At 66.6% G+C, this 12,987-nt stretch carries 15 protein-coding genes; 7 read left to right on the top strand and 8 right to left on the bottom strand.

Translation table 11 applies throughout. The annotated features are described in order from the left end of the window. Nucleotides 1–101: 101 nt before the first annotated feature. From AC3A5Z_RS02060 to AC3A5Z_RS02085, 6 genes are all read left to right on the top strand, one after another. Entirely contained in the window at nucleotides 102–662 is a 561-nt protein-coding gene (locus AC3A5Z_RS02060) for a F0F1 ATP synthase subunit delta (RefSeq protein ID WP_487518610.1), read from the top strand. Continuing rightward, the gene (gene atpA, locus AC3A5Z_RS02065) at nucleotides 663–2,201 is read left to right on the top strand and encodes a F0F1 ATP synthase subunit alpha (protein ID WP_487517748.1); all 1,539 of its coding nucleotides are present in this window, start codon (nucleotides 663–665) and stop codon (nucleotides 2,199–2,201) included. A gap of 22 nt (nucleotides 2,202–2,223) precedes the next feature. Beyond that, complete coding sequence (locus tag AC3A5Z_RS02070; RefSeq protein ID WP_487517749.1) at nucleotides 2,224–3,093, top strand: F0F1 ATP synthase subunit gamma; 870 nt, start codon at nucleotides 2,224–2,226, stop codon at nucleotides 3,091–3,093. 18 nt (nucleotides 3,094–3,111) lie between these two features. Next, a complete protein-coding gene (gene atpD, locus AC3A5Z_RS02075) occupies nucleotides 3,112–4,542 on the top strand; it encodes a F0F1 ATP synthase subunit beta (protein ID WP_487517750.1) in 1,431 nt (476 codons plus the stop codon). Between the two features lie 9 nt (nucleotides 4,543–4,551). After that, nucleotides 4,552–4,950 (top strand): F0F1 ATP synthase subunit epsilon, encoded by a 399-nt coding sequence (locus AC3A5Z_RS02080; protein WP_487517751.1) that lies wholly within the window; start codon nucleotides 4,552–4,554, stop codon nucleotides 4,948–4,950. A gap of 98 nt (nucleotides 4,951–5,048) precedes the next feature. After that, a complete protein-coding gene (locus AC3A5Z_RS02085; RefSeq protein WP_487517752.1) occupies nucleotides 5,049–5,399 on the top strand; it encodes an H-type lectin domain-containing protein in 351 nt (116 codons plus the stop codon). Here AC3A5Z_RS02085 and AC3A5Z_RS02090 read toward each other — a convergent pair. The 7 genes from AC3A5Z_RS02090 to AC3A5Z_RS02120 form a co-directional block, all read right to left on the bottom strand. Beyond that, nucleotides 5,396–6,415, bottom strand: a complete 1,020-nt coding sequence (locus tag AC3A5Z_RS02090) for a ribose-phosphate pyrophosphokinase (protein WP_487517753.1) — start codon at nucleotides 6,413–6,415, stop codon at nucleotides 5,396–5,398. The two genes, AC3A5Z_RS02085 and AC3A5Z_RS02090, sit on opposite strands and share 4 nt — an antisense overlap. Nucleotides 6,416–6,555: 140 nt before the next feature. Next, nucleotides 6,556–7,581 carry a threonine aldolase family protein gene (locus AC3A5Z_RS02095; RefSeq protein WP_487517754.1) on the bottom strand — a complete coding sequence of 342 codons (1,026 nt, stop codon included), beginning with the start codon at nucleotides 7,579–7,581 and terminating at the stop codon, nucleotides 6,556–6,558. After that, the gene (locus tag AC3A5Z_RS02100) at nucleotides 7,581–8,039 is read right to left on the bottom strand and encodes a YcgN family cysteine cluster protein (protein ID WP_487517755.1); all 459 of its coding nucleotides are present in this window, start codon (nucleotides 8,037–8,039) and stop codon (nucleotides 7,581–7,583) included. Before AC3A5Z_RS02100 ends, AC3A5Z_RS02095 begins: the two co-directional genes overlap by 1 nt. Before the next feature lie 40 nt (nucleotides 8,040–8,079). Then, nucleotides 8,080–9,003 (bottom strand): bifunctional riboflavin kinase/FAD synthetase, encoded by a 924-nt coding sequence (locus AC3A5Z_RS02105; RefSeq protein WP_487517756.1) that lies wholly within the window; start codon nucleotides 9,001–9,003, stop codon nucleotides 8,080–8,082. Nucleotides 9,004–9,030: 27 nt separating this feature from the next. Then, entirely contained in the window at nucleotides 9,031–9,474 is a 444-nt protein-coding gene (locus AC3A5Z_RS02110) for a MaoC family dehydratase (protein ID WP_487517757.1), read from the bottom strand. 114 nt (nucleotides 9,475–9,588) lie between these two features. Further along, entirely contained in the window at nucleotides 9,589–10,482 is an 894-nt protein-coding gene (locus tag AC3A5Z_RS02115; RefSeq protein WP_487517758.1) for a TIGR01459 family HAD-type hydrolase, read from the bottom strand. Nucleotides 10,483–10,640: 158 nt separating this feature from the next. Then, nucleotides 10,641–11,558 carry a manganese-dependent inorganic pyrophosphatase gene (locus AC3A5Z_RS02120; RefSeq protein WP_487517759.1) on the bottom strand — a complete coding sequence of 306 codons (918 nt, stop codon included), beginning with the start codon at nucleotides 11,556–11,558 and terminating at the stop codon, nucleotides 10,641–10,643. Between the two features lie 224 nt (nucleotides 11,559–11,782). Here AC3A5Z_RS02120 and AC3A5Z_RS02125 point away from each other — a divergent pair, with 224 nt between their 5' ends. Further along, nucleotides 11,783–11,971, top strand: coding sequence for a hypothetical protein (locus AC3A5Z_RS02125; RefSeq protein ID WP_487517760.1), 189 nt, complete (start codon nucleotides 11,783–11,785; stop codon nucleotides 11,969–11,971). Nucleotides 11,972–11,975: 4 nt separating this feature from the next. Here AC3A5Z_RS02125 and AC3A5Z_RS02130 read toward each other — a convergent pair whose 3' ends face one another. Beyond that, on the bottom strand, nucleotides 11,976–12,962 hold the full coding sequence (locus tag AC3A5Z_RS02130; protein WP_487517761.1) for a TraB/GumN family protein: 987 nt from the start codon (nucleotides 12,960–12,962) through the stop codon (nucleotides 11,976–11,978). Nucleotides 12,963–12,987: the final 25 nt, after the last annotated feature.

The raw sequence follows: 12,987 nt of genomic DNA on the forward strand, positions 1-12,987 counted from the left end.
GCCCGGAGTTTGAGACGCATGCACCTCGTATGCGCCACGAAACGCTTCTGACCAAAGCACAGCCTGCGGCGGTCTGGGGCCAAGTTATCGAAAGGGTTGACGTGTCCGAACCAGCTTCGATTTCCACAGGCATTGCCGCGCGCTACGCCGCCGCCGTTTTCGAACTGGCGAAGGAAGAGAACGCTCTCCCCGCACTGGAAGCCGACATCGACGCGCTCGAAGCCGCGTTGACTGACAGCGCCGACCTGCGGGATCTGGTCTTTTCGCCGCTCTATTCGCGCGACGACCAGTCCAGGGCCGTTGCCGCCATCGCGGCAAAGATGGGCCTGTCCAGCCTCACCACGAACACGCTGGCCTTCATGGCCTCCAAGCGCCGTCTGTTCGTGCTGACGCAGCTGATCGCCAATATCCGTGACCGCATTGCCGAAGAGAAAGGCGAGATGACTGCCGAAGTCACCGCCGCGGCGCCGCTCACGCCCGAACAGGCAAGCAAACTCGCCGCGACGCTGAAGGCGCGCGCCGGCAAGGACGTGAAACTGAAAACCACCGTCGATGAATCCCTTATCGGCGGTCTTGTCGTCAAGCTCGGCTCGACCATGATCGACACCTCGATCAAGGCAAAGCTCGCGGCTCTCCAGAATGCAATGAAAGAGGTCGGATAAATGGGTATCCAAGCTGCTGAGATCTCTGCGATCCTCAAGGAGCAGATCAAGAACTTCGGTCAGGATGCCGAAGTTGCCGAAGTGGGTCGCGTGCTGAGCGTCGGCGACGGGATTGCCCGCGTTCACGGCCTCGACAACGTCCAGGCCGGCGAGATGGTCGAGTTCCCCGGCAACATCCGCGGCATGGCCCTCAACCTCGAAGTCGACAACGTCGGCGTCGTGATCTTCGGCGACGACCGTTCCATCAAGGAAGGCGACGTCGTCAAGCGCACCAAGTCCATCGTGGACGTGCCCGCCGGTGACGCGCTGCTCGGCCGCGTGGTCGACGGCCTCGGCAACCCGATCGACGGCAAGGGCCCGATCGCGGCGACCGAGCGTCGCGTGGCCGACATCAAGGCCCCGGGCATCATCCCGCGCAAGGGCGTGCACGAGCCGATGGCCACCGGCCTGAAGTCGGTCGACGCCATGATCCCGGTCGGCCGTGGCCAGCGCGAGCTGATCATCGGCGACCGTCAGACCGGCAAGACCGCGATCGCGCTCGACACCATCCTGAACCAGAAGTCCTACAACGAGGCTGCCGGTTCGGACGAGAGCAAGAAGCTCTACTGCATCTACGTGGCCATCGGCCAGAAGCGCTCCACCGTGGCGCAGCTGGTGAAGAAGCTCGAAGAGACCGGCGCCATCGACTACACCATCGTCGTTGCCGCGACCGCGTCCGACCCGGCGCCGATGCAGTTCCTCGCGCCCTATTCGGCGACCGCCATCGCGGAATACTTCCGCGACAACGGCCGTCACGCGCTGATCATCTACGATGACCTCTCCAAGCAGGCCGTCGCCTACCGTCAGATGTCGCTGCTGCTGCGCCGTCCGCCGGGGCGTGAAGCCTACCCGGGCGACGTCTTCTACCTCCACTCCCGCCTGCTGGAGCGTTCGGCCAAGCTGAACGCCGACCACGGCTCGGGCTCGCTGACCGCTCTGCCGATCATCGAGACCCAGGGTGGCGACGTGTCGGCCTTCATTCCGACCAACGTGATCTCGATCACCGACGGCCAGATCTTCCTCGAGACCGAACTGTTCTACCAGGGCATCCGCCCCGCCGTGAACACAGGTCTGTCGGTGTCGCGCGTGGGCTCCTCGGCCCAGACCGACGCGATGAAGTCGGTTGCCGGCCCGGTGAAGCTGGAACTGGCGCAGTACCGCGAGATGGCGGCCTTCGCCCAGTTCGGTTCCGACCTCGACGCCTCGACCCAGCAGCTGCTGAACCGCGGCGCCCGTCTGACCGAGCTGATGAAGCAGCCGCAATACGCGCCGCTGACCAACGCCGAGATCGTCTGCGTCATCTTCGCTGGCACCAAGGGCTACCTCGACAAGGTCGCGGTGAAGGACGTGGGCCGCTGGGAAGCGGGCCTGCTGAAGCACCTGCGCACCAATGCCAAGGACCTCCTGTCGGACATCACGCTCAACGACCGCAAGGTGAAGGGCGAGCTGGAAGACAAGATCCGCGCAGCACTGGACGCTTTCGCGAAAGACTTCGCCTGAGGGCGCGGCAGGGAGATAACGGATGCCCAGCCTTAAGGACCTGAAAAACAGGATCGGAAGCGTCAAGAACACGCGGAAGATCACCAAGGCCATGCAGATGGTCGCGGCGGCCAAGCTCCGCCGCGCGCAGGATGCTGCCGAAGCCGCCCGGCCCTATGCCGAGCGGATGACCTCGGTCATGTCCGGCCTGTCGTCGGCTGCCAGCGGTTCCGCTGGCGCGCCGCGGCTGCTGGCGGGCACGGGCAGCGACAAGGTGCACCTCCTGGTGGTGATGACGGCCGAGCGCGGGCTCTGCGGCGGCTTCAACTCCACCATCGTGCGCCTGGCGCGGGTGCATGCCAACCGGCTCATCGCCGAGGGCAAGACGGTGAAGATCCTCACCGTCGGCAAGAAGGGCCGCGAGCAGCTCAAGCGCGACTTCGGCAGCTATTTCGTCGGCCATGTCGACTTCAGCGAGGTCAAGCGCATGGGCTATGCCCAGGCGCAGGGCATCGCCCGTGACGTGCTCTCGCGGTTCGACGAGGGCGAGTTCGATGTCGCCACGCTGTTCTTCAACCGCTTCCAGTCGGTGATCTCGCAGATCCCGACCGCGCAGCAGGTGATCCCGGCGAAGTTCGACGAGGCCCCGCAGGTGTCGTCGCTCTACGACTACGAACCGTCCGAGGAAGGCATTCTGGCCGATCTTCTGCCGCGGGCCGTGGCGACGCAGGTCTTCACCGCCCTGCTGGAGAACGCCGCCTCGGAACAGGGCGCACGGATGAGCGCGATGGACAACGCCACGCGCAACGCGGGCGACATGATCAACCGTCTGACCATCCAGTACAACCGGTCGCGGCAGGCCGCGATCACCAAAGAGCTTATCGAAATCATCTCGGGCGCCGAGGCGCTCTGATCGAGACGGAGAGACAACATGGCAACAGCGACAGCACAGGGCAAGATCACGCAGGTGATCGGCGCCGTGGTGGACGTGCAGTTCGAGGGTGAGCTTCCCGCCATTCTCAACGCGCTGGTCACCAGCAACAACGGCAAGAAACTGGTTCTGGAAGTGGCCCAGCACCTCGGCGAGAACACCGTGCGCACCATCGCCATGGATGCGACCGAGGGTCTGGTCCGCGGCGAGCCCGTGTCCGACACCGGCGCGCCGATCTCGGTGCCGGTGGGCGACGCCACGCTGGGCCGCATCCTGAACGTCATCGGCGAGCCGATCGACGAAAAGGGTCCGGTTGCCTCGACGACGCTGCGCGCCATCCACCAGCCCGCCCCGACCTTCGCCGAACAGGCGACCTCGTCGGACATCCTCGTCACCGGCATCAAGGTGATCGACCTGCTGGCCCCCTACTCCAAGGGCGGCAAGATCGGCCTCTTCGGCGGTGCGGGCGTGGGCAAGACGGTTCTGATCATGGAACTGATCAACAACATCGCCAAGGTGCACTCGGGCTACTCCGTGTTCGCCGGCGTGGGCGAGCGGACCCGTGAAGGGAACGACCTCTACCACGAGATGATGGAATCGGGCGTCATCAAGATCGACAACCTCGCCGAGTCCAAGGTGGCGCTTGTCTATGGTCAGATGAACGAACCGCCGGGCGCGCGTGCCCGCGTGGCGCTGACCGGCCTGACGCTGGCCGAGCAGTTCCGCGACCAGTCGGGGACGGACGTGCTGTTCTTCGTGGACAACATCTTCCGCTTCACGCAGGCCGGTTCGGAAGTGTCGGCTCTGCTGGGCCGTATCCCGTCCGCCGTGGGCTACCAGCCGACGCTGGCCACCGACATGGGTGCGCTGCAGGAGCGGATCACCTCGACGAAAGCCGGCTCGATCACCTCGGTGCAGGCCATCTACGTTCCGGCCGACGACCTTACCGACCCGGCTCCGGCGACCTCCTTCGCCCACCTCGACGCCACGACCGTTCTGTCGCGCGCCATCTCGGAACTCGGCATCTACCCGGCCGTGGACCCGCTCGACTCGACCTCGCGGATCCTCGACCCGACCGTCGTCGGCCTCGAGCACTACGAGACCGCCCGTGCGGTCCAGGGGATCCTCCAGCGCTACAAGTCGCTGCAGGACATCATCGCCATCCTCGGGATGGACGAACTGTCGGAAGAGGACAAGCTGACCGTGGCCCGCGCCCGGAAGATCCAGCGCTTCCTCAGCCAGCCCTTCGACGTGGCCAAGGTCTTCACCGGCTCCGACGGGGTGCAGGTTCCGCTCGACGTCACCATCGCCTCGTTCAAGGCGGTCGTGGCCGGCGAATACGATCACCTGCCGGAAGCGGCCTTCTACATGGTCGGCGGCATCGAGGACGTGATCGCCAAGGCGCAGCGTCTCGCTGCAGCCGCGGCGTAAGGGGGCACCATGGCGGGAACGCTGCAATTCGACCTCGTGTCGCCCGAGCGGAGGCTTGCCTCCGTCCGGGCCACCGAGGTGCAGATCCCGGGGGCCGACGGCGACATGACGGCGATGGAGGGGCATGCCCCGACCATCACCACCCTGCGCCCCGGCATCCTCCGGGCAGTCAGTGCGGCGGGCGTCCAGTCCTATGCCGTCACCGGCGGCTTCGCGGAGATCACCGCCACCAGCATCTCGGTTCTGGCCGAGCGCGCCATCCCGGTCGAGGAACTGACCGGGACCGTGTTCGACGAGCTTCTGGCCGAAGCGCGCAGCCTTGCCGCAGCCGCGCTGCCGGATGACAAGGACGCCGCCGAGAAGATGGTGAACGAGATCCTCGCGATGCGGGGCTCCGCCGGTCACTGACCGCGCGAGAGCAGGAACACAGGAAGGCCCCGCTCTGCGGGGCCTTTTTGTTTACCGGTGGCGGGTAGGCTGGGGCACCACCCAGCCCCGGGGACGCCATGAAACACCTCTCTGCCCGCAGCCTCGGCATCCTGCAGGGGTCGCGGATCATGTTCTCGGATTTCGCGGATGGCGGCGCGATGTGGACGGGCAGCGGCCCGCGCGAGTGCCGTCATGTCATCAGCTTCAGGGAAGGCTTCCGCGAGGCGCCTGCGGTGCAGGTGGCGATCTCGATGTGGGATCTGGACCGGCGGACCAACAGCCGCGCCGACCTTCTGGCCGAGGAGGTTACGGCGCAGGGCTTCCATCTGGTGTTCCGCACATGGGGCGACACGCGGGTCGCCCGCATCCGTGCGGATTGGACAGCGATCGGCGCCCTCAGGGACGAGGACGATTGGGAACTGGACTAGCCCCGCTGATACATGCCTTCGTAGATCGGCACGAGCGTGTCGGTCTCGAACAGCGACGACACCGAAGTGCCGCTCCAGATGTTGAGGATGGCCTGGGCGAACATCGGCGCGGTCGGCACGATGCGGATGTTCGGCGCCGACCGGACCAGAGCCGAGGGCTCGATGGAATCGGTGATGACGAGGCTCTTCATCACCGATTTCGACACCCGCTCCACCGCCGGGCCGGAGAGGACGCCGTGGGTGATATAGGCATGGACCTCGGTCGCGCCGTTCTCGGACAGAAGCTCCGCGGCCTTGCAGAGCGTGCCCGCTGTGTCGCAGATGTCGTCTACGATGATGCATTTCTTGCCGGCGACGTTGCCGATCACCGTCATTTCCTGGATCTCGCCGGCCTTCTCGCGGCGCTTGTCGACAATGGCCAGCGGCGCGTTGATCCGCTTGGCGATCTCGCGCGCACGGGCCACGCCGCCGACGTCGGGCGAGACCACCATCACGTCATCGAGCTGGTCCTTGAAGTGATGCTCGATGTCGAGCGCGAAGACCGGGGCGGAGTAGAGGTTGTCCACAGGGATGTCGAAGAAGCCCTGGATCTGGGCGGCGTGCAGGTCGAGCGTCAGCACGCGGTCGATGCCGGCCTCGACGATCAGGTTGGCCACCAGCTTGGCCGAGATCGGCGTGCGGGCCTTGGCGCGACGGTCCTGCCGCGCGTAGCCGAAATAGGGGATCACGGCGGTGATGCGGTCCGCCGAGGAGCGGCGCAGCGCATCGGCGATGATCAGGAGCTCCATCAGGTTGTCATTGGCCGGGTTGGAGGTCGGCTGGATCACATACATGTCCTCGCCGCGGACGTTCTCGTAGACCTCGACGAAGATCTCCTGATCGTTGAACCGTTCAACCCGGGCGTCGACCAGAGCGACCGCCATTCCGCGATGCACCGACATGCGGCGGGCGATCGACTTGGCGAGCGTCAGGTTGGCATTGCCGGAGATCAGCTTCGGCTCGTTCATGGCAGGCATTGGGGGCAATCCTCGATGGTCCGGCTGACGGATTCGTGACGTTGCCCCCGCATATCACCCGGCCCGGCTCTTGAAAACCGCGGGGAGAGACCCAAGCCCTTGCGGTGTGGCGAATGCGCCCCGTGGGGCGCAGCCGAGGCTCAGGCGGCGAGGCTGCCAAGAAACTGATCGACCTCGGCCTCGCCGGTGGACCAGGAGCAGACCAGCCGCGCGATGATGCGGTCGGGCGTCTCGGCCATCGGGTAATAGACCGCACCCGCCGCCTGCGCCTTCTCATGCGCGGCGCGGGGGAGGGCGGCGAAGATCATGTTGGCCTGCACCGGGTGCAGCAGCTCCGCCCCGGCGGCGGCAAGGCCCGAGGCGAGATGCGCGGCAGCAGTATTGGCCCGGGTTGCCAGCGACAGCCAGAGATCGTCCTGCAGATAGGCCTGCATCTGCGCCGAGAGATAGCGGTGTTTCGAGAACAGATGCGCGCCCCGCTTGCGGCGCAGCTCGAACTCCCAGGCCTTCTGCGGATCGAAGAGCACCACGGCCTCGACCCCCAACAGCCCGTTCTTGGTGCCGCCGAAGGAGAGCACGTCGATCCCGGCCTTCCAGGTCATCTCGGCGGGGCTGCAGCTCGCCGCGACCAGCGCATTGGCAAAGCGCGCACCGTCCATGTGGCAGGCGAGCCCCGCCGAGCGGGCGATGGCGGTGAGCTGGGCGACTTCGGCGGGGGAATAGACGGTGCCGGCCTCGGTCACGTTGGTCAGGCTCAGCGCGGTCGGCTGCACGCCATGGACGCCGCCCGGCGTCGCCTTGCGGATCGCCGCATCCAGCGCGACGGGGTCGATCTTGCCATGCTCGCCCTCGACCAGCACCAGCTTGCCCGAGCCGTAGAATTCCGGCGCGCCGCATTCATCCATCTGGATATGGGCGTCGCTGTGGCAGAGCGTGGCGCCCCAGGGCTCGCCCAGCGTGGCCAGTGCCAGCGAATTGGCGGCGGTGCCGGTGGCCACCAGATAGACCGCGGCTTCGGGCGCCTCGAAGATGTCGCGGAGGCGGTCGCGCACTCCGGTCATCTGCGGCTCGCGGCCATAGGGCATGGCATATCCGTCATTGGCGGCAGCAAGCGCGGCCATGACCTGCGGCGGCACGGCCGAGGCATTGTCGGAGGCAAAGAACATCAGGGCGTTTCCTCGATGATATAGTCTTCCCAGTCTTCTTCCGCGACCTCGAACTCGGGCACCGTCCAGCCGCGGGCGGAGACACCTGCGTCATGCACGGTTTCCGGGCTGCCGGAGATCAGCGGATGCCAGTCGTGCAGCGGCTTGCCCTCGTGCAGCAACCGGTAGGCGCAGGTGCGCGGCATCCAGTAGGCGATCTTGTGCAGGGTGGCAGGCGAGAGCTGCACGCAGTCGGGGACGAACTGGCGGCGGTTCTCGTAATTCGAGCAGCGGCAGCTGTCGCCATCCAGAAGGCGGCAGGCGACGCGGGTGAAGGCGACTTCGCCCGTGTCCTCGAATTCGATCTTGTTCAGGCAGCACTTGCCGCAGCCATCGCAAAGCGCCTCCCATTCGGGTGGCGTCATGTCCTTCAACGGGACAGTTTCCCAGAATCTGGGACGAAGGCGGGGCGGTTTCATCGGCGCACCTTGGGGGCTTGGCCCGGAAAAGGGAAGGGGGTCAGAGACGGGCGAGGATCTCGCGGGCGCGGGCGCAATCGGCATCCATCTGCGCCACGAGCCCCGGCAGGCCGGTGAAGACCATCTCGGGCCTGAGGAACTCGACGAAGGCGACCGAGAGATGCTGGCCGTAGAGATCGCCTTTGAAATCCAGGAGATAAGTCTCGAGGTTGGGCTGGTTCACCCCGAACATCGGCCGCACGCCGAGGCTCGCCGCGCCGTTGTAGCTGCCCTTCTGCGGGCCGGTCAGCACATCGACCTTCACCGCATAGACCCCGAGCCGCGGCAGGTGCAGCCCGGCCACCGACATGTTGGCCGTGGGATAGCCGAGCTCGCGGCCGCGCTTCTCGCCGTGCAGCACCTCGCCGTCGATGCGGTGCCAATGGCCGAGCATGGTGGCCGCGTCGAGCGGGCGACCGTCGGAGAGCGCCTGACGGATGGCGGTCGAGGAGATCTCGCGCTCGTCGGAGTGCACCAGATCGGCGATGGTGACGGCGAAGCCGTGGCGCTGGCCGAGGGCCTGCAGATCGGCGGCGGTGCCGCTGCGGCCCTTGCCGAAGCAGAAGTCGGCGCCGACGACGACATGGCTGACGCCAAGCCCTTCGGCCAGCACCTCGCGGGCGAAGGCTTCGGGCGTCAGACCGGCCAGCGCGGGGCCGAAGGGCAGCTGGTAGAGCCGCTGCACCCCGAGCTTGGCCAGACGGTTGGCGCGCGCCTCCGGGCTCATCAGCCGGAAGGGTGGGGCGTCGGGGGCGAAGACCTCGCGCGGGTGCGGCTCGAAGGTGACGATGCCGAGCGGCGCCTCGGTGCGGGCGAGGTCGATCACATGCTGATGGCCGAGATGCACACCGTCGAAATTGCCCATAGCGACGGAAGCGCCACGGTCCGCAGGCTCAAGCCCTTGCCAGTGCTGATAGATCCGCATCGGTCCCCAGAGGCGGGGACCCCGCCGTCAGTCGAATTTCCGGCTGGGCGCCAGAACCAGCGCCTCGCCCTTCAGGACAACGGTATCGCCCACCGCGCAGTGGGTTTCAAGGGTGACGCGCCGCCGCTGGTGGTCGATGGCCGTCACCTTCACCTCGGCATAGACCGTGTCGCCGGGGCGGACCGGGGCCAGGAACTTCAGCGACTGGCCGAGATAGACGGTGCCATGCCCGGGCAACTGCTCGCCGATCACCGCCGAGATCAACCCCGCCGTCAGCATCCCGTGGGCGATGCGGCCCTGAAAGATGGTGTCCTGCGCGTAGGCATCGTCGAGATGCACAGGGTTGCGGTCCGTCGAGACCTCGGCAAACAGCTCGATATCGCGATCGGTCACGGTTTTCCGCAGGTAGCGGACCATGCCGATCTCGATGTCTTCGATGCAGATCGTGCCGCGGGGCATGTTGTCGAGCATCCTGCGATTCCTTCAGAAAGGTGAACGCAGCATAGACTGTGCTGCGGCGCAGCACAACATGTCTTGGCAATAATTGTTCCCCGGTGCGACCAGGGGCGCAATATTGTTAGTCGGTCAGCGCAGCTTGCCCACGGTCAGCGTCGGGTCGAGATTGCGCTCTGCCAGCCATGCTTCCAGCAAGTCCTTGTCAAGGTTGTGGGAATCCGGCCCGAACTCGCCAGCGGCCAGACCGTCGGCGATGAAGAGTGTGTCGAGCCCTTCGCCGACGCCGCCCTGGATATCGGTGAAGATCCCGTCACCGATGCAGAGGATCTCCTCGGCCGCGGTGCTGGGGCGCAGGGCTTCGAGCCGGCGGCGGGCGAGGTCGTAGATCGGCGGATGCGGCTTGCCGAAGTAGAGGCTTTCGCCGCCCATCTCGTCAAAGGCGGCGGCGATGGCACCGGCGCAGTAGATCCGGGTGTCGCCGTAATCGACGACGATATCGGGGTTGGCGCAGAGCAGTTTCAATCCGTTGGTCTTGGCGTAGAGCAGGGTGGCGCGATAGTCGTCGGGCGTTTCGGTCAGATCGTCGAAGAGGCCGGTGCAGACGATGCCTTCGGCCTGATCGAGCGGGACGCGGGTGACAGGGGGTTCGGAGGCGAGGGTCTGCGACAGATCATCCGCGAATTCGGTAAAGAAAGAGTGATCCTTCTCGGGGCCCAAGTGATAGACCTTCCGGCCCACGGCGCCGGTGATGAGCGCATATTGCGCGGCGTCGCCGGAGGTCACCACCTCGTCATAAGCATCATGCGGCACGCCGATCACGTCCAACTGCCTGACAACGCTGGGCTTCGGGCGCGGCGCGTTGGTGAGGAGCAGCACGGTGCCGCCTTGGGCGCGGAAGGCTTGCAGGGCGGCGACCGCCTCGGGGAAGGCTTCGCGGCCGTTGTGCAGGCAGCCCCAGAGGTCGCAGAACACGGCGCGATACTGGGAGGAAACATCGGCGAGCGAGGCGATGAGGCGGGTCATCTGCGGCCTTTCGGTGAGGGTGATTTCGATGCACGGAGCATGCACGGCGCATGCATATCGCCTGTGACGGCGGCGGGTGTAGGGGCGGGCCCCGGAGGGCTGCCGGGCGGGTCGCCCGGCGCGGGGCGGAAGGCCGGGCAGGGCGCCCGGCCCGGAGATCAGAGCTTCAGCGCCGGGATGATCTGCTTCTTGCGGCTCATGATGCCCGGCAGCACGACGGAGTCGCCGGTCACGGTCGCGCCGAAGCTCTTCTCGGCCAGCGTCTTCACCAGATCGTTCGGCACCAGCAGCGTCGCTTCCTCGCGCAGGATGTCGATGACGAAGAGCACGACCTGATCGGCGCCATCCTCGGCGGCGATGCCGGGCATCGAGGCCATCAGCGAGGCCTTGCGGTCGAGCAGCACTTTCGGCGCGGTGGTCTCCAGCACCGAGATGCGGAACTGCTTGCCCTCGATCTCGTATTCCTTGGAGTCCATCCGCAGCAGCTCGGCGTCGGAGAAGGCCGAGACGTCGGATTTGGCGGCGAAGAGCTCGGCGGCGAAGTCGGGGATGTTCACGTCCAGCTCGGCGGCGAGCTTTTCGGCCACCGAACGGTCATGCGGCGTGGTGGTGGGCGAGCGGAATTCCAGCGTGTCGGAGAGGATGCAGGAGAGCATCGCGCCCTTAATGGCGCGCGGCGCCTGCGCCAGCTTTTCGCCCATCAGGTCATGCATGATGGTGGCGGTGCAGGCCAGCGGGCGGACGGTGATGTCGATCGGGGCGCGGGTCTTGAGACCGCCGACCAGCATGTGATGGTCGATGATGCCGAGGATGGTCGCCTCGTTGATCGAGGGCGGCAGCTCGGCAGGGTTGTTGGTGTCGACGATCACGCAGCTGTCGCCGGCGGCCACGTCGGCGATGATCTCGGGCTTGGGCAGATCCCAGTGACGCAGCATGAAGGCGGCTTCGGTGTTGGGCTCGCCCAGAAGCACGGGAGTGGCGGGGGTGCCCGCGATCTCGGTCAGATACCAGGCCCAGATGATGGGGGAGCCGGTGGAATCGGTGTCGGGGGATTTGTGGCCAAAAACCTTGATCATGGGAGATGCCTTGGTGCGCGGGTTAATTTGCCGCCTTATAGGCGCGGCGACCCGCATTGTCACGCCTGCGAGGGCCGGGCAGGGCGGATGCTGCGTTGCGGCAACAGCACTTGCCATGCCCAGACCGCATAGCAGGAATGCGGGTTTTCTGCGTTGCGGCGAAGGGGGCGGAGGCCCATGTTCAAACAGTCATCAAGACAAGCAATACATTGAGGAAAGACGCCATGAACACGATCGCCATGAAACCGCAAAGCCTCGGCCTCCGCTCGGTGCTGGCATGGTTCGGCTCGGTGTTCGCGGTGCTGGATGCGGCCATTTCTGTGTCGGCCGCCGCGGAAAGCCATCGCAAGCCGAAGACGCGCGACCTGCGCACGCTGGGCATCGACCCGGCCGCCTACGCCAACATCCGCTGACCCGCTAGAGCGGCAGGGCTTCGATGGTGAAGCCCTCCCGCCGGAGCAGTTCGAGAACGCCGTCGCGGCCCGGCAGGTGCAACGCACCGAAGGCCGCAACGGCGGGGCCGCGCTCCAGCGCCGCCTCGATCACCGGGAGCCACGCCCGGTTGCGCGCGAAGATCACCGCCTCTTCCAGCCGCGCATATTCGGCATCCGCGCTTTCGGCGGTGTGATCGGGCAGCTTCTGCGCCTCGAGCCGCATGAACTCCCAGATCAGCCGCGATTCCCCCGCGAAATAGGCATCCGCCAGCGTCACCGCGTAATCCGGCCCCTGCGCCTCGAGCGGCAGGGCGGAGCGGACCATCGCCAGCTGCTCCTCCTCGGGCAGATCGCCGAAGAGGGTGAGCACGGTGTCGTAGGGCTCCAGCGCCCGCACCGGCACGGCGGCGGCATCGGCGGCCCTGATCGCCTGCTGGTCGAGCCCGTTCTTCTGGCTGATTTCGCTCATCGCGCAGGCCGGGATGCCCAGCATCATCGAGACATACCAGGGCTGGAACTTCGCCGCCATGAAGGGCGGGATGCCGCGTGCCCGCATGGCCGAGGCGAGCGTCTGCCATTCGGCCTCGCTCAGCGTCTCGGGGAGGGTGGGGCCGGTGGTGAAGAGCGTCGCGGGCTTTTCGGCCATCGCCTGCTGCAGCGCCTGCTCTTCTTCGGGTCCGGCCTCGACCAGAAGCGTCGCGGCCTCGGCGATGACCGGGCCGAGGCGGGCCATGGTGGCGGCGTGGCGCGGATCGTCGAGGTGGTAGGTGCCGATCAGGTGCAGCACCGCCGCGCCGCGGGTCGCGCGCCAGAAATTGCCGCGCGGGAAGGGCTGGCGGTCCACCGCCGCCTCCAGAGCCGCCCGCTCCGGCGCGGGGAGGATGTCGATCAGGTTCTCGCCCTCGCAGGCGGCAAAGGCGGGGACGCAGAGCAGGGCGAGCAGGGCGGCGAGAGGCAGGAAACGCGGCATCCGGAGGTCCTTTGGCTGAGGCCCG

Source organism: Cereibacter sp. Soil_C_27 (genome assembly GCF_057657095.1).